The following is a 16,589-nucleotide window of genomic DNA, read 5'->3' on the forward strand; positions in this document are numbered from 1 at the left end:
ATGAGGTCGAGAGTGAAATATCAAGATCAAAAGATCGCCGTCTCTGGCAGCGCCTACCGGCTATCCTGCTGTCCATTGGATGATTGATCGAACGACAGGAGATAGGCATGAGGACTCTCGAATTGGCCGGCGTGTCCGTACCCGTGGTCGGCCAAGGCACTTGGCGCATGGGTGAAGAACCGTCGCATCACAAGAAGGAGGTAGCAGCCCTGCGATTGGGGATCGAATTGGGCATGACCCTGATCGACACTGCAGAGATGTACGCTGAGGGCGGCGCCGAGACAGTCGTTGGCGAAGCGATCACCGGCCTTCGCGACCAAGTGTTCCTGGTGAGCAAGGTCTACCCCCACAACGCCAGCCGCAAAGGCATTCCATTGGCCTGCGAGCGCAGCCTGCGCAGGCTCGACACCGATTACATCGATCTTTATCTATTGCATTGGCGTGGACAGTACCCACTGGACGAAACCGTCGAGGCTTTCGAACGCCTGCGCGAAGAAGGCAAGATCGGCCGTTGGGGGGTGTCGAACCTGGATGTCGCCGACCTTGAAGAACTGGCCTCGCCCGCCTGCGCCACCAACCAGGTGTTGTATAACCTGCAAGAGCGCGGCATCGAATTCGACTTGCTGCCCTGGTGCCGCCAACGAAACATGCCAGTCATGGCCTATTGTCCAGTCGGCCAGGGCAAGCATCTGCTCAAGGACCACACACTGGGGCAGATCGCCGAACGTCACGGCGCCACGCCGGCGCAAATCGCGCTGGCCTGGTTGCTGCGCCAGGACAATGTCATTGCCATCCCCAAGGCCGTGCAACCTGACCATGTGCGCTTGAATGCCGAAGCGGCCAACCTGAAGCTCGACCCTCAGGACCTGGCGGCATTGGACCTCATGTTTCCACAGCCCCAGGGCAAGCAGCGGTTGGCGATGGTCTAAAGCAAAAGAGTTTTATGTGGCGAGGGAGCTTGCTCCCGCTGGGTCGCGCAGCGGCCCCATTATTCTTACGATCGCTGCGCAATCGAGCGGGAGCAAGCTCCCTCGCCACAACAGCAAAAAGCAACAGCAACAAGACGCAGCCTTCAGAACAACCCCATCTGCCCGCCCACCAACGTCGAAAAATCATCGTCCACAAAGGGCAGGATCGCGTCCGCCACCGGCTGGAGCTGCTTGGTTACATAGTGATCGTAATCGATCGGTGCGCTGCGAATCTCCAGCGGCTCGGGGCCGGCCACGGTGATGACGTAGCTGATCCAGCCGCCATTCTGGTATTGCCGCGGACGGCCTTGGCGCTGGTTGAACTCGTCGGCCAACCGCGCGGCCCGGACATGGGGCGGCACGTTGCGTTCGTAATCCTCCAGCGGGCGGCGCAGGCGCTTGCGGTAGACCAGCCGATCGTCGAACGCGCCGGCCAGGGTCTGCTGCACGTAATCGCGCACGTATTCCTGATAAGGCTGGCGGTGGAAAATCCTGCCGTAGAGTTCCTGCTGAAACTGCCGGGCCAGCGGCGACCAGTCGGTGCGCACGGTTTCCAGGCCCTTGTAGATGATGTCATCGCTGCCGTCGGCGCGAGTTACCAGCCCCGCGTAGCGTTTCTTGCTGCCTTCTTCGGCGCCGCGGATGGTCGGCATCAGGAAGCGCTTGAAGTGGGTTTCGAATTGCAGCTCCAGCGCACTCTCCAGGCCAAATTCCTCACGCACCTGTTCGCGCCACCATTGGTTGACGTGAGCCACCAGTTCGCGGCCAATCGTCGCCGCCTCCTCCTGGCCGTGGGCACGGCGCAGCCAGACGAATGTGGAGTCGGTATCCCCATAGATCACCACATGTCCCTGGGCTTCGATCAGTTGCCGGGTGCGTTGCATGATCTGATGACCACGCAATGTGATGGATGAGGCCAGCCGTGGATCGAAGAAGCGACAGCCGCTGGAACCGAGCACGCCGTAAAAGGCGTTCATGATGATTTTCAACGCTTGGGACAACGGTGCGTTGTGTTCGCGCTTGGCGGTTTCCCGGCCTTCGGCGACTCGCGCCACGATGGCCGGCAGACAATGGCGAGTCCTGGAGAAGCGTGCCCCGCGAAAGCCTGGCACCGACTCGCGGTCGTCCGGGTGACGCAAGCCTTCGATCAAACCCACCGGGTCGATCAGGAACGTGCGGATGATCGACGGATACAAGCTTTTGTAATCGAGCACCAGCACCGACTCGTAGAGCCCCGGCTGGGAATCCATGACAAACCCTCCCGGGCTGGCCTCCGGCGGGCGCTGCCCGAGGTTCGGCGCTACGAAACCCTGGCGGTGCATCAGCGGCATGTACAGGTGCGTGAAGGCTGCCACGGAACCGCCGCTGCGGTCCGCCGGCAGGCCAGTGACACTGGCCCGCTCCAACAGGAACTTGAGCAGCTCGGTCTTGGCGAAGATCCGCGTCACCAGCTCACAATCCTTGAGGTTGTAGCGGGCCAGAGCCGGTTTGTCCTCGGCAAACATGCGATTGATCTCGTCCATGCGCTGGTAGGGATTGTCGATGGACTTGCCCTCTCCCAGCAGCGTCTGTGCGACGTTTTCCAGGCTGAACGAGGGGAAGCTCCACGTGGCCGAACGCAGGGATTCAATGCCGTCGATAATCAACCGACCGGCCGCCGAGGCGAAAAAGTGGTTGTTGCGCGCACCGTGTTCGCGCCATTGCATCTCTTCCCCGCCACGCCCCAGGCGCAACGGCACGGCCAGCCGTCGGGCGTGTTCATGCAACACGCGCAGATCGAACTGCACCAGGTTCCAGCCGATGATCGCATCGGGGTCGAAACGGGCGAACCAGTCGTTGAGTTTTTTCAGCAGCTCAGTACGCGATTCGCAGTATTGGAGCTGGAAATCCACGCCGGTATCGTCGCCATTGGGCGGCCCGAGCATGTAGACCTGACGCTCGCCGCAGCCCTCAAGGGCGATGGAATACAAATCGCCCTGGGCGGTGGTCTCGATGTCCAGGGACACCAGGCGCAACGGCGGGCGATACTCCGGCGCCGGTTTCATCTGCGCATCGACCAGCAGCCCGCCGGCAGCCGGGGTCCCACCGAACCAGACCGGCGCGGTGATGAAGCGCTCCATCAGGTAGCGCTCCGGTGGCCGGACATCCGCCTCGAACACCTCGACGCCGGCACGGCGCAAGGTGGTGTCCAGGCGCATCAATTGGGCGTGTTGCTGGCAATACAGGCCGAGCACCGGGCGATGCTCGAAATCCAGCAGGTCCAAGGGGCGCAGTTCGATGTCCTTTTCGCCTTGCAGCAGGGCTTCAAGCTGGCCGCGCTGGACCTGCGGCACAAATGCCACCGACGGCTGCGCCGCAAGACGCACCCGCCGGGGGCCGGCGTCGGTCGCCAGCCAGAATTCGACTTCGGTGCCGGCCGGAGTATCGCGCCAATGCCGGGTCAGGACGAAGCCCTGCTGTAAATCCACCGCTACAACCTCGAAATGTGTGTATGGCGCGATTCTACCTGTGGCGAGGAGACTTCACCCGCTCAACCGTGGCGAGGGAGCTTGCTCCCGCTCGATCGCGCAGCGGTCGTCAAGAACTTGGGGCCGCTTCGCAGCCCAGCGGGAGCAAGCTCCCTCGCCACAACAGCGCAGGGCATCGGATCGAGGGGGAATTCACCGGCCATGACGCTTTTGGACGACTGGCCGCCGCTTTACCGCTTGCTCTGCGCCGTTGGGTCTACGATGCTTGAATCACCCGCAAAAACATCACCCGAGGCTTCCCCATGAAAACCGTCGCGCAGTTGCTCCGGATAAAAGATGAAAAAAACCAGCAAGTGCACACCATCTCACCGGACGACATGGTATTGCAGGCCCTGATGCGCATGGCCGAGAAAAACGTCGGCGCCTTGCTCGTGGTGAAGAACGATGAAGTGCTGGGGATCATCAGTGAGCGCGACTATGCGCGCAAAATGGTCTTGCATGGACGCTCATCGGTGGGCACGAAGGTGAGTGACATCATGGTATCCCCGGTGATCACCATAGACCCGCACCAGAATGTCGAGACCTGCCTGAGCATCATGACCGAGAAACATCTGCGGCATTTGCCGGTGGTCGAGGACGGCAAGCTCGTCGGCCTGTTGTCCATTGGTGACCTGGTCAAGGAAGCCATTGCCGAGCAGGCGGACCTGATCCGACAACTGGAGCAATACATTCGCGGCGAATGATCCGCGGGGTCGGGGTTGCTCATTCCCTGGGTACTTCTATATTGAAGGGGTTGTTCCTGCCCGAGCATCCTGATGGCCAATGCCGACCGACTGATCATTTGTGAACATTGCGATGCGGTATACGAGCCGGTTGTACTCGCCCGCCATCAGAAAGCCTCGTGCGTGCGATGCCACGCAGTCATCCAGCGTTACGACGGCCTGAGCATCGAGCAGCGCCTGGCCTTGAGTCTCACGGCCGCAGTGCTGTGGGCTTTTGCCAATGTCTACCCGGTGATGAGCATCCGGCTCCAGGGCTTGAACAACAGCGCCACGCTGTGGGATTCCATCGTGGCGCTCAGCCATGGGCCGATTACCTTCATTGCCCTCGTGGCTGCGGTAGCGATCATCGTCGCGCCGGCCCTTCAACTGGCGCTCCTGCTTTGGGTGCTGGCCTACGCCTACAGCCAACGGCGGGCGCCGGGGTTCAGCCTGTGCATGCGCAGCCTGGAAACCCTGCGGCCCTGGAGCATGCTGGAAGTGTGCCTGCTGGGCGCGCTGGTGGCGGTGATCAAGCTCGCCGGGCTGCTGGACGTGTTGCCGGGCATCGGCCTGTTCGCCCTCGCGGCCTTGAGCCTGCTGATGATCCGCATTGCCGGGCGTGATGTCCGTAACCTGTGGGATCGTCCATGAACGGCCAGCCGCAGGTCACGCCGCCAGAAGCCAGCGACCTGAACCTGTGCCTGTGTCACAGCTGTGGCCTGGCCTGCGACATGACCGACGAGCCCGACACCTGCCCTCGCTGCGACGCCGCCCTGCATCGACGCAAGCCAGACTCCATCACTCGCACCTGGGCCTACATGCTCGCGGCGCTGGTGTTCTACATTCCGGCCAACCTGCTTCCGGTCATGAATACCCAGATGTTGGGCGAAGGTGCCGACAGCACCATCATCAGCGGCGTGATCGAATTCTGGCAAGGCGGTGCCTGGGACATCGCCCTGATCATCTTCATCGCCAGCATCGCCGTGCCCGGCATCAAGTTCGTGGTGTTGACGCTACTGCTGGTGACCGTGCAACGGCGCAGCACTTGGGCCCAACTGCAGCGGGCGAAGCTGTACCGGCTGGTGGAAGTCATCGGCTATTGGTCGATGCTCGACGTGCTGGTGGTGGCCCTGGTGGCAGCGCTGGTCAAGTTCCAGGCCCTGAGCGATATCGAACCGCGACCGGGCATTCTGTTCTTCGGCCTCGTGGTGCTGTTCACCATGCTGTCGGCCATGAGTTTCGACCCCCGGCTCATCTGGGACACCCAACCATCCGAGGAGATCATGGATGAAGTCGCAAGCCACTGACGGGCAACGACCCGCACCGGGTCGCGCCCATGTCACCACGCGCCGCTGGACGGTGTCGCTGGTGTGGATCGTGCCGATCATCGCCGTGCTGGTAGGGGTTTCCCTGGTGGTCCACAACTGGCTGCAGGAAGGCCCGACCATCTCCATCACCTTCAAGACCGGGCAGGGCCTGACCGCCAACAAGACCCAGGTGAAATATCGCAACGTAGTCATCGGCCAGGTCACCGATGTGCAATTGAGCAATGACCAGAAGAACGTCACCGCCACCGTCAAGCTCGCCAAGACGGCCGATACCTTCACCCACGAAGACTCGGTGTTCTGGGTAGTACGGCCGCGCATCGGCGCCGGCGGTATCTCAGGCATCGACACCCTGCTCTCTGGCGACTTCATCGGCGCCGACGCCGGCCAGTCGAAAGTACGGGCCAAGTCCTTCACGGGCCTGGAAGCCCCGCCACCGATCACTTACGGCGAACCGGGCAAGCGCTTCACCCTGCATTCCCAGGACCTCGGCTCGCTGGACATCGGCTCGCCGGTCTACCTGCGCAAGATTCCGGTGGGCCAGGTCGTGTCCTACGCCCTCGACGCCGATGGCAAGGGCGTCAATATCGACGTGTTCGTCAACGCACCCAACGATGTGTATGTCACCGAAAATACCCGGTTCTGGAACGTCAGTGGCGTGGACGTGAACGTCGGTGCCAATGGTTTCGCGGTCAAGACCGAATCATTGTCGGCGCTGCTGCTGGGCGGGATCGCGTTCCGGGCACCGGAATACAGCCCTGGCGACGTCCCCGCCACCGATGACAAGACCTTCGAGTTGTTCGCCGACCAGCAGAGCGCCCTCGCCCCGCCCAATGGCAAGGCGCAGTACCTGGCCTTGCGTTTCGACCAGGCATTGCGCGGTTTGCGGGTCGATGCGCCGGTGGAATTCCTGGGCGTGGAGATCGGCAGGGTCGTTGCCATCAATCTGGATTTCGACGAGAAGCAGCGCAGCTTCCCGGTCAATGTCGGGGTAGTGATCTATCCGCAGCGGCTGGGCAAGGCCCACGAAAAACTGCTCAGTGCGCTCAATCACAATCCGGACGACGAAGCCGCCGGCGCCCGCCTGATCGGCAGCTTCGTCGAACGGGGCCTGCGCGCCCAGGCCCGCAGCGGCAACCTGCTGACCGGGCAGTTGTATATCTCGCTGGACTTCTACCCCAAGGCTGAAAAAGTCGCCTTCGACCCCGCCGCCCGACCTGTGCGCATACCGACCATTCCAGGCAGCCTCCAGCAATTGCAAGAGCAATTGCAGTCGATGGTCGAACGCATCAACAAACTGCCGCTGGAAAGCATCGCCAGCAACCTGGATGGCAACCTAGTGGAGTTGCGCAAAGGTCTTTCCCAGTTCAACAGCAAGACCTTGCCAGGCGTGCAGAGCACGTTGCAGGACGTGAGCAAGACCCTGCAATCAGCCAACTCGACCCTGGCCGAAGATTCGCCGCAACGCGAACAACTGACCCAGACCCTGGACGATCTGGGGCGCATGTCGCGTTCGTTGCGCGAGCTCTCCGACTACCTGAGCCGCCACCCCGAGTCGCTGCTGCGCGGTCGCCCCAAGGACGCACCGGCACAGAACCTCACATTCCCGGTAAAAGAATGACCACAGGAGCGCGCCTTATGCCGCGAATGCTGAAATGCTCGTTGATTGCCTTGGCATTGCTGCTCGGCGCCTGCCGTAGCGATCCCATTCACTATCACACCCTGAGCCCGGCCCAACCGGCGGATCAAAGGCGCAGCAATGTGGACATCCAGGTCGAGCAAGTCAGTGTTCCACCTCAAGTGGATCGCACCCAGATGGTCATCCGCCAAGGCAACAGCGGGCTGGCGATCCTGGAAACCGAATGGTGGGGCGCCAGCCTGGCCGATGAACTGCACAGCAGCCTGGATGAACAATTGAACAACCCCGGCGCACCGAAACTGTTGCTGCGGGTAGACGTGCAACGCTTCGACTCGATCCCCGGCCGCTACGCCCGCATGGACGTGCAGTGGCGCTTGCGCAACCTCGGTAACGAAGCCCGTCCCCTGACCTGCCGCAGCAGCTTGCAAACGCCGGCCGCAGGCAGCATCGACGAGCTGGTGACAGCGCACCAGAACAACGTCCGGCAATTCGTCGGCCTGGTAGAGCAAGCTGCTTCACGCAAGGCGTGTCCCTGATTCACTCGGGCCAATGCTGCGACAGGATCGGCGCAACGCGTGGATGGCGGTCGATACGCTCCAGCAACCCATGAAACTCTGGGCGGGCGTTTAACATGGCTTCGCGCGTACCCTGCCACTGGGTGATCACGGCGGCCAGGATATCCAGCGCACCTGGCTCGGCGCCGCTGAGAAACGGCCGGGCCGGGAATTGGTCGGCAAACAGCGCCCAGTTGCGATACAGCCGCTGCTGTGTGCCGCGGACCAATTGCTGCCGAGTCGCCTCGTCCGCATCCTCCAGCCAGCGTTCCGGAAAATCGATGATGCCGATGGGCGTATAACAATGGGCGACGATGTAGACCAGGCCCCGTATGGCTTGCGCACGCTGCCCAGGATCGTCAGGCAGCAATTTCGACTGTGGAAAGGACAAACCGAGGTGAATCAGAATCGCCGCGGCTTCAGTCAGCACCGAGCCGTCCGGCAATTTCAGCGTCGGGACCAACTTCTGCGGGTTCAGCGCCTCGAGTTCCTTCGCCGCGGTGCTGTCCTCAGTGGAATACGCATCGACCCTGCGGTACGCCACGTCGCACAGGCCCAAGGCGATTTCCACCGCTGAGGAGCCGGATTGCCTGTGACCGAATAACAGATACATGAGTTTGCCTCCTGCTGAGTACTCAGCCCGGTAGAACCCGCGAACCCGCCGGTGTTCCACTTGGCGGACGACGCGCACCTTCCTCTATCACGCCAACCAAAGGTAGCTGAACGAGCTATCACTGCCATCGATGTTCACCATCATGTCAATGAAGTTCTCTTGATGATTGCCCGGCGCAACAATGGCATCACACCAACCCACTACACCCCGGAGCACACCATCATGAAACGCCAACTCATCCTCAGCTTCGCTTTCTCGGTACTGGCCGCCAACGTATTCGCCGCCTCCTCCCAACCGGTCGTTGCCGAAGGTGGCTCTGATCGCTTGATCGAAAATCGCGTTGCCGAAGGCGGTGCTGATCGTCTGCTGGAACGTCGCGTTGCCGAAGGTGGTTCTGATCGCCTGATCGAGAACCGCGTTGCCGAAGGCGGTGCTGATCGTCTGCTGGAACGTCGCGTTGCCGAAGGTGGTTCTGATCGCCTGATCGAGAACCGTGTTGCCGAAGGCGGTGCTGATCGTCTGCTGGAACGTCGCGTTGCCGAAGGTGGCTCTGATCGCTTGATCGAGAACCGCGTTGCCGAAGGCGGTGCTGATCGTCTGCTGGAACGTCGCGTTGCCGAAGGTGGCTCTGATCGCCTGATCGAGAACCGTGTTGCCGAAGGCGGTGCTGATCGTTTGCTGGAACGTCGTGTGGCTGAAGGTGGTTCCGACCGTCTGGCCCAGAACCGCGCATGAGGGGTTCGTTCGCTGCTGCAACATTCCAGACAGTTCTCGGACCGAACCCGTCGTCATAAAAGCCCGGCCTTATCCGCCGGGCTTTTTTGTGGGCCAGCCGCGCCTAACGACCCGATGCCCGCGCCATGCAGCGTTGATAGCGCTCATCCACCCGCTTGGCAAACCACGCCGTGGTCAGCTTGCGCGTGATCTTCGGACTCTTGAGCACGATCCCCGGCAGCACCGCCCGTGGCAACGGCTTGCCCTCGGCCCGTTCAGCCAGTTCGAAGACCTTTTTATAGAGCTTGCTGTCCTCGAATGCCAGGCTCTCACCCTGTTCCAACTGATCACGAATGGTCGGGTTGCGCATCCCCAATGATTTGCCCAACGTGCGCACCGCCAGCTCCGTACTGCCCGGCATGATGGAATCATGCACGATCAAATCGCCGTCCAGCGCCAGGGTAATGCCAGTTGCCCGACTCACCGCATGCTGGAAAGCCGCGTTGCGACTGGCGTACCACCCGGCATTGAAATCAGCGAAACGATACAGCGGCTCGGTGTAGCTCACCGGGTAGCCAAGCAAATGTGCGATGCCGAAATACATCCCGCCCCGACGGCTGAACACTTCGCGACGAATCGAGCCGTCCACCGCGTAGGGATAGTTTCGCGCATTGGCTTGGGCAAACGCGATGCTGACCTGCATCGGCCCACCCGTGTGCACCGGGTTGAAACCGCCGAACAGCGTCTTGCCCAGCGGCACCATGCCGATGAAGTCGTCGAAAATATCGCTCAGCTCTTTCTCGCTACGCGCCGCGTTGAGTCGGTCGCTGTAGCTTTTACCGTTGGAGGAACGCACCTGGAGCGCGCCGCTGACCAGCAGGCTCGGGATATGGACTTTGGCCGCACGGCGGTCGATCTCCTCCCGGGCAATCTTGCCCAGCCCGGGCACCGTCGGGTCCGCCTGGAATGTCGACTCCTGTTCGGTCACTGCCAGGACTGCGCAGATATTCTGCGTCGTGGGTGGGATCTGCTGCGCCGCGAAGGCCACGTATATATCAGTGGCCCAGCCTTCACGATCCGCCGTCTTGGCCGGTAACAACCGCACGATCTGCTGCTTGACCTCGGCAGGCTGACGCTCAGGCTCCTGCACCTGGCGACTGCCGCAACCGGCCAGGACCAGCAATGCGGCAAGGCTGATCATCAATCGATTGAAATGCATGGTGCTCCATCAGGTCGAGTACTCCGAAGCCACCATACGATCAAAAACGGACACGGGCTATGTTCCGTCGCGCAGAGCAACAAATATTCTGGAAGTAAAACCGATTCGATAACCCCCGCAGTCCCCTGTGTGCGAGCTTGCTCGCGATGGCGCCAGCACATCCGACATAGATGCAAACTGACCCACCGCTTTCGCGAGCAAGCTCGCTCCCACAGGGGATTTGTGGTGATTGCGATTGCAGCGTGTACCCCAGGAACCCGTGTGGTGAGTGCGGTGGGTCAGATTCCGCTCAGCGCCAGATCCATTGCGAAGTAGGTGAAGATCAGGTCTGCACCAGCCCGTTTGATCGCCCCCAAGCTCTCGCGTACCACGCGGGCTTCGTCGATGGCGCCTGCCTGGGCGGCGAATTTGATCATCGCGTATTCGCCGCTGACCTGGTAGGCCGACAGCGGCAGGTTCGAGGCCTGGCGGATGTCGCGGATGATATCGAGGTAGGCACCGGCCGGCTTGACCATCAGCGCATCGGCGCCTTCCTGCTCGTCGAGCAAGGATTCGCGCAGTGCTTCGCGGCGGTTCATCGGGTTCATCTGGTAGCTCTTGCGGTCGCCCTTCAAGGCGCTGCCGCCAGCCTCGCGGAACGGGCCGTAGAGCGCCGAGGCGAACTTGGTGGAATAGGCCATGATTGCAGTCTGGCTGAAACCGGCCTCGTCCAGGGCCTTGCGAATGGCCTGGACCTGTCCGTCCATGGCCGCAGACGGCGCGATCACGTCGGCACCGGCACGGGCTGCCGCCACGGCTTGCTTGCCCAGGTTGATCAAGGTCCGATCGTTGTCCACTTCGTGCCCGTGCAACACGCCGCAATGGCCATGATCGGTGTATTCACAGAAGCAGGTGTCGGACATCACGACCATTTCCGGCACCGCATCCTTGCAGATCCCGGCCATGCGCGACACCAGGCCGCGCTCGCTCCAGGTGTCGCTGCCGTCGCTGTCCAAATGATGCGACACACCGAAGGTCATCACCGACTTGATGCCGGCACGGGCATAGCGCTCGATTTCACTGGCCAGTTTCGCTTCGGGAATGCGTACCACGCCCGGCATGCTCTTGATCGGCACGAAATCATCAATTTCTTCTTCGACGAAAATCGGCAGCACCAGGTCGTTCAAGGTGAACTCGGTTTCTTGGAACAGGCTGCGCAGGCTGGCATTGCGGCGTAGACGGCGTGGACGTGCATCGGGGAACTGGCTGGACATGGGACTCCTGGGCAAATAGGTGTTCGATCACAGGGGCAAAGCTTATGCCCTGGCTGGCCAGGGCACAAACACCGGCGGGAAAACAGAGTGTTACCCGGCGAGCAATAATCGCCTCACAAGCTCAGCGAGCCATTGATGCACGTCACCACCGCGCCGCCAATCCAAACGTCATCGCCCAATTGCTCGACATGAATGCGCCCGGCCCGGCCCATCGTCAGCCCCTGGCTGACCACGTAGGACGTCGGCGCCAAGCCCTTGGCCAGCATCCATTGCGCAAGCCCGGCATTCAGGCTGCCGGTCGCGGGATCCTCCGGCATGCCATCTCCGGCAATGAAACCGCGCACTTCAAAATGCGCCTCATCGCCATCCACCACCGGGTCCCAAGGCGCAATCACGCCCACGGCCAGATCCAGCAACTGGTGATAATCAGGCTTGAGCGTCAACACCTGCTGGCGATCCTTGAGCATCAAGGCCAACCAACCGGCGCCGTTATCGACCCATTGCGCGTCGACAATCGCCTCGGGCGCAAGCCCTAGCCCCTGGCGCACCCGCTCCAGCAGATCGGCCGCAAGCGGACCGGATTTGAGCAAGGGCGGCGCAAGAAACGCCAATCCGTGTTCGCTGCGGCGGATTCTGACCAGGCCGACGCCACATTCCTGCACGATCTCCTGCCCTTTCGGCACGCCCCCGGCTTCAAGCCACGCGTGGCAACTGCCCAACGTCGGATGGCCGGCGAAGGGCAATTCGGTCGACGTGGTGAAGATGCGCACCCGGTAATCGGCTTGCGGATGTCGCGGCGCCAGCAGAAAAGTCGTTTCGCTGAGATTGGTCCAGTTGGCGAAGGCGACCATACCTTCGTCGCTGATCCCATCGGCGCCGAGCACCACCGCCAGAGGGTTGCCCTTGAGGGGCACTTCGCTGAACACATCCAGTTGCTTGAAATCGAATCGGCCGGCCATGGATTTGTTCATTCCGGGATCTTCAAACCACGCGCCACGGCCGGTCGGGCCAGGAAGCGCTCCAGCACCCGCGTCACATTGGGGAAGTTCTGGATGCCGACCAAATCACCGGCCTCATAAAAGCCGATCAGGTTGCGCACCCACGGAAACGTGGCGATATCGGCGATGGTGTAGCGCTCGCCCATGATCCAGTCCCGCCCTTGCAGGCGCCCTTCCAGCACTTTGAGCAGGCGCTTGCTTTCCTCGACGTAACGATCGCGAGGGCGCTTGTCTTCGTAGTCCTTGCCGGCGAACTTGTTGAAGAATCCCAACTGCCCGAACATCGGCCCGATCCCACCCATCTGGAACATCAGCCATTGGATCGTCTCGTAGCGCGCCGCCGACTCCTGGGCCAGCAATTGGCCGCTCTTGTCCGCCAGGTAGATCAGGATCGCCCCCGACTCGAACAACGCCAACGGCTGATCGCCCGGACCATGGGGGTCGAGAATCGCCGGAATCTTGTTGTTGGGGTTCAGGGAAAGGAACTCGGGGGACAACTGGTCGTTACTGCCGAAGTCCACTTTGTGGGGTTCGTAGGGCAGGCCGGTCTCTTCCAGCATGATCGAGACTTTCACCCCGTTGGGCGTTGGCAGGGAGTAGAGCTGGATCCACTCAGGGTATTGGGCGGGCCATTTCTGGGTGATGGGGAACGGGGTCAGGTCGGGCATGGGTGTCAGCTCGAAAAATAAAGGAAAGGCCCGAGGATAATCCAAGATTCGCACGGCGGCATCAGCGACGCGTCATGGGATTCACATCGGCCATTCTTAATTTCGCAACATCTTGTCGCTAAGGTTCGTCCCATCCCCCGAGAGAGGCCGCTACAGTGCGGCGCATTCGGCCGGGATCGAACCAAAGGGCCTCAGGAGACTCTGAGCAATGCCCCGAGGAATCGAAGCGGCGTCATGACAGGGAAAACACCCGAGGTCAAAAGCCTTGCGGTGCCAAGGTTTGTCAGCCTGACTCACGAGTGCTGAAGAATATTTATTCGATGATGAACCCACTGAATTTCGCCAGACGTTTCAAACACCGTTCGTGGCTGATGCTGCCGACGCTGCTGGTTGTCTGTGGTTTGGTGCTGTCCCTGGAGTCGAGCGTCAGTCGCGCCCAACCCGCCGACGGCGTGCAGACCCTGGTGTTCCTGCGCCATGCCGAGAAACCCGCCGGTGGCCTAGGCCAACTCAACTGCCAGGGCCTGAACCGCGCCATTGACCTGGCGACCCTGCTGCCGGAAAGATTCGGCAAGGCCGACTACGTGTTCGCCGCCAACCCTACCCGCAACGTCGAGGAAGGCGAGAAGGACAACTCCTACAGCTACATTCGCCCGCTGATGACCATCAGCCCCAGCGCCATCAAGCTCGGGTTGCCGGTGAATATCAATTATTCGGCCAACGACACCAGCGAACTGGCCGATGAGCTGCTGCATGACAAGTACCACAACGCCACGATCTATACCGCCTGGTCCCATGGCTACCTGCCGGAGCTGATCAACAAGGTCGCCGGCGAGGCCGTGGGTAAGAAGCAGACCATCACCGATGATTGGGCATCAGGGGATTTCGATTCGCTGTACGTGCTGACCCTGACCTGGCACAACGGCAAGGCCAGCCTCAGGAGCCAGAGCTACAAGCAAGGCCTGGACAACGGCAAGGAAGCCTGTCCGACCTGACCGTTCGCTGGCTCCCTGCCTTTGTGGGGCTTGCCCGCGAAAGCGGCGGATCAGCCGCCGACGATGCTGACTGATGTTCCGCTTTCGCGAGCAAGCTCGCTCCCACATTGATTCAGCCTAATCACACGCCGCGAAGCGCTCGCTCACGCAGATAGTCGAGCACCGCCGCCCGCTCCCCCGCGAACTCGATCCGCAAGCCCTTCTTTTCCCGCTGGAACACGTACATCGGGTCGTAGTATTCACACAGCAGGCCTTCGATCCAGCCGCGATGCAAGTCGACGGCGCCGGTGTTGGCCTGTTCGATCAGGGCTGCTTCCAAAATAGCCAGCAAACGCCGGTGACGGTCACCGCCCAAGCGCTTGTGGATGTTGTTCAGACTCGCCAGCAGACGCTCGGAAAACAGCGCGAAACCTTCCTCGCCATGCACAGCGACAAACTCGGCACAGAGGTCGATCACGTAATCACGCAGGATTCGCTCGACTCGCTGCGCCAGGCTGTCTTCCAGCCAGACCATCGGAACCTGCTGCATACGCTGGAACAGCGGCAGCGGCAAGGCGCAACTGCCGACCATGCGGCTTTCGTCTTCGAGGACGAATTGTTCGATACCGGCGGCGCGCTTTTTCAGCATGTCTACCGCCAGTCGGTTTTCAAAGTCGATGTTCGAAGGCTGGCCGGTGGCGCGTTTGCCGAAGCTTGAACCGCGATGATTGGCATAGCCTTCCAGGTCCAGGCCATTGTCCAGTTGGCTCAGCACCTCGGTCTTGCCGGTGCCAGTCATTCCGCCCAGCAACACCAGGTCGCATTCGGTGGTCGCTCGCTCGACAGTGTCGAGCAGGAAGGTGCGCATGGCCTTGTAGCCGCCACCAACCCTGGGGTAGTCGATGCCCGCTTCGTCCTTGAGCCACTGCTGGACGATCTGCGAACGCAAGCCACCGCGAAAGCAGTACAACACGCCGTCAGGATGGGTTTGCGCGAATTCGGCCCAGGCCTGGATGCGATGCGCCTTGATCTCGCCGGACACCAGTTGATGGCCGAGAACGATGGCCGCTTGCTGGCCCTGCTGTTTGTAGCAGGTGCCGACGCGTTGCCGTTCGAGGTCGGTCATCAAGGGCAAGTTGACCACGCCGGGGAATGCGCCCTTGAGAAATTCGACCGGCGCGCGGGTATCCATCATCGGCCGGTCGTTGAGGAAGATGTCGCGGTAATCGGTGATGTCACGGGGCATCATGACACCTCGACCGCGTGGGTCTGTCGCTCAACCAGTTCGCCAATGGGCTCCAATGCAAGGCCAAGCTCAACGGCCACCCGCAGGAACTCTTCCTCGCCTTGGGCAGTGACGGCAACCAGCAATCCGCCGCTGGTCTGTGGATCGCACAGGACGCGCTTGTGCAGCTCCTGGACACGACCGACCTTGCTCGCGTAGCTGTCGAAATTGCGCAGCGTGCCGCCCGGCACACAGCCCTGGTCAAGGTAATACTCGACGCCCGGCAGACGCGGCACCGCGTCGTAACGAATGCGTGCGGTCAATTGGCTGCCGTCGGCCATTTCGACCAGATGCCCGAGCAGGCCAAAACCGGTGACGTCGGTCATCGCCGTCACACCGTCGAGCTTGCCAAAGCGGCTGCCGGGCTTGTTCAGCGTGCACATCCAGTCACGGGCCAGGCCGACATCGGCGGCGCGCAACTTGCCCTTCTTTTCGGCGGTGGTCAGGATGCCGATGCCCAGCGGCTTGGTCAGGTACAGACGGCAGCCGGCGGTGGCGGTGTCGTTGCGTTTCATGTGGCGCTTATGCACCAGGCCAGTGACCGCCAGGCCGAAAATCGGCTCAGGCGCATCGATCGAATGCCCGCCAGCCAAGGGAATGCCGGCCTCGTCACACACCGAACGACCGCCGCGAATCACTTCCCGAGCGATCTCCGGAGCGAGTACGTTGACGGGCCAGCCGAGAATCGCAATGGCCATCAGCGGATCGCCGCCCATGGCGTAGATGTCGCTGATGGCATTGGTGGCGGCGATGCGGCCGAAATCGAACGGATCGTCGACAATCGGCATGAAAAAATCCGTGGTCGAGACCACGCCGCGCTCGTCATCGATGGCGTAGACCGCGGCGTCGTCCCGGGAAGCGTTGCCGACCCACAGTTTCGGATCAAGGTTCTGCGCACCGCTGCCGGCCAGGATCACCTCCAGCACCTGGGGCGAAATCTTGCAGCCGCAACCGGCGCCGTGGCTGTACTGGGTCAGGCGAATCGGCTCGCTCATGGGCATACCTCTCGTAAGTCAAGGGGAGCGATTCTACCAGCAACACCCACGCTTCAGTGCCCCACCGGGCGCCACATCCCTCTCCCTGCCGCCCTTTGGTGCTTCTGCAAGGCACCGCGAGACACCGAGGTGCGCGCTGTCTGACCAAAAGGACA

At 61.6% G+C, this 16,589-nt stretch carries 16 protein-coding genes; 8 read left to right on the forward strand and 8 right to left on the reverse strand.

Annotation, left to right across the window (positions count from 1 at the left end):
* Window positions 1-107 precede the first annotated feature (107 nt).
* Window positions 108-929, forward strand: a complete 822-nt coding sequence (locus tag AD663_RS16780; RefSeq protein WP_003183024.1) for an aldo/keto reductase — start codon at window positions 108-110, stop codon at window positions 927-929.
* A 143-nt stretch (window positions 930-1,072) separates the two neighbouring features.
* On the opposite strand, the gene AD663_RS16785 is transcribed toward AD663_RS16780, so the two are convergent.
* The gene (locus AD663_RS16785) at window positions 1,073-3,436 is read right to left on the reverse strand and encodes a DNA polymerase II (RefSeq protein WP_053214189.1); all 2,364 of its coding nucleotides are present in this window, start codon (window positions 3,434-3,436) and stop codon (window positions 1,073-1,075) included.
* 302 nt (window positions 3,437-3,738) lie between these two features.
* On the opposite strand from AD663_RS16785, the gene AD663_RS16790 reads away from it, so the two are divergent.
* The 5 genes from AD663_RS16790 (at window position 3,739) to AD663_RS16810 (ending at window position 7,697) form a co-directional block, all read left to right on the forward strand.
* Entirely contained in the window at window positions 3,739-4,179 is a 441-nt protein-coding gene (locus AD663_RS16790; RefSeq protein ID WP_030138503.1) for a CBS domain-containing protein, read from the forward strand.
* 72 nt (window positions 4,180-4,251) lie between these two features.
* Entirely contained in the window at window positions 4,252-4,848 is a 597-nt protein-coding gene (locus AD663_RS16795; RefSeq protein WP_053214190.1) for a paraquat-inducible protein A, read from the forward strand.
* Window positions 4,845-5,504, forward strand: a complete 660-nt coding sequence (locus tag AD663_RS16800) for a paraquat-inducible protein A (protein WP_003183031.1) — start codon at window positions 4,845-4,847, stop codon at window positions 5,502-5,504. The genes AD663_RS16795 and AD663_RS16800 overlap by 4 nt, the downstream gene beginning before the upstream one ends.
* Window positions 5,485-7,143, forward strand: coding sequence for an intermembrane transport protein PqiB (locus AD663_RS16805; RefSeq protein WP_003183033.1), 1,659 nt, complete (start codon window positions 5,485-5,487; stop codon window positions 7,141-7,143). Before AD663_RS16800 ends, AD663_RS16805 begins: the two co-directional genes overlap by 20 nt.
* A 17-nt stretch (window positions 7,144-7,160) precedes the next feature.
* Complete coding sequence (locus AD663_RS16810; RefSeq protein ID WP_033046126.1) at window positions 7,161-7,697, forward strand: membrane integrity-associated transporter subunit PqiC; 537 nt, start codon at window positions 7,161-7,163, stop codon at window positions 7,695-7,697.
* 1 nt (window position 7,698) lies between these two features.
* Here AD663_RS16810 and AD663_RS16815 read toward each other — a convergent pair whose 3' ends face one another.
* On the reverse strand, window positions 7,699-8,328 hold the full coding sequence (locus tag AD663_RS16815; RefSeq protein ID WP_003183037.1) for a glutathione S-transferase family protein: 630 nt from the start codon (window positions 8,326-8,328) through the stop codon (window positions 7,699-7,701).
* Window positions 8,329-8,550: 222 nt separating this feature from the next.
* Here AD663_RS16815 and AD663_RS29365 point away from each other — a divergent pair, with 222 nt between their 5' ends.
* Window positions 8,551-9,063 carry a hypothetical protein gene (locus tag AD663_RS29365; protein ID WP_033046553.1) on the forward strand — a complete coding sequence of 171 codons (513 nt, stop codon included), beginning with the start codon at window positions 8,551-8,553 and terminating at the stop codon, window positions 9,061-9,063.
* Between the two features lie 103 nt (window positions 9,064-9,166).
* Here the strand turns inward: AD663_RS29365 and AD663_RS16825 are convergent, their stop codons facing one another.
* The 4 genes from AD663_RS16825 to AD663_RS16840 form a co-directional block, all read right to left on the reverse strand.
* On the reverse strand, window positions 9,167-10,261 hold the full coding sequence (locus tag AD663_RS16825; RefSeq protein ID WP_053214191.1) for a DUF1615 domain-containing protein: 1,095 nt from the start codon (window positions 10,259-10,261) through the stop codon (window positions 9,167-9,169).
* A 278-nt stretch (window positions 10,262-10,539) separates the two neighbouring features.
* Window positions 10,540-11,514, reverse strand: coding sequence for a porphobilinogen synthase (gene hemB, locus AD663_RS16830; protein WP_003183043.1), 975 nt, complete (start codon window positions 11,512-11,514; stop codon window positions 10,540-10,542).
* 113 nt (window positions 11,515-11,627) lie between these two features.
* The gene (locus tag AD663_RS16835; protein ID WP_256217224.1) at window positions 11,628-12,485 is read right to left on the reverse strand and encodes a PhzF family phenazine biosynthesis protein; all 858 of its coding nucleotides are present in this window, start codon (window positions 12,483-12,485) and stop codon (window positions 11,628-11,630) included.
* Window positions 12,482-13,180, reverse strand: coding sequence for a glutathione S-transferase family protein (locus AD663_RS16840; RefSeq protein WP_003183046.1), 699 nt, complete (start codon window positions 13,178-13,180; stop codon window positions 12,482-12,484). Before AD663_RS16840 ends, AD663_RS16835 begins: the two co-directional genes overlap by 4 nt.
* 320 nt (window positions 13,181-13,500) lie before the next feature.
* Between AD663_RS16840 and AD663_RS16845 the strand changes: the two genes are divergently transcribed.
* On the forward strand, window positions 13,501-14,175 hold the full coding sequence (locus AD663_RS16845; protein WP_053214192.1) for a hypothetical protein: 675 nt from the start codon (window positions 13,501-13,503) through the stop codon (window positions 14,173-14,175).
* A gap of 121 nt (window positions 14,176-14,296) precedes the next feature.
* Here AD663_RS16845 and mnmH read toward each other — a convergent pair whose 3' ends face one another.
* Together mnmH and selD are read right to left on the reverse strand one after the other, a co-directional pair.
* Window positions 14,297-15,400 (reverse strand): tRNA 2-selenouridine(34) synthase MnmH, encoded by a 1,104-nt coding sequence (gene mnmH / locus AD663_RS16850; protein WP_053214298.1) that lies wholly within the window; start codon window positions 15,398-15,400, stop codon window positions 14,297-14,299.
* Window positions 15,400-16,434: a selenide, water dikinase SelD gene (gene selD, locus AD663_RS16855; protein ID WP_053214193.1), complete on the reverse strand. Its 1,035-nt coding sequence runs from the start codon at window positions 16,432-16,434 to the stop codon at window positions 15,400-15,402. The genes mnmH and selD overlap by 1 nt, the downstream gene beginning before the upstream one ends.
* Between the last annotated feature and the right edge of the window lie 155 nt (window positions 16,435-16,589).

This window comes from Pseudomonas sp. Q12-87, assembly GCF_001269755.1.
Lineage (GTDB): Bacteria > Pseudomonadota > Gammaproteobacteria > Pseudomonadales > Pseudomonadaceae > Aquipseudomonas > Aquipseudomonas fluorescens_S.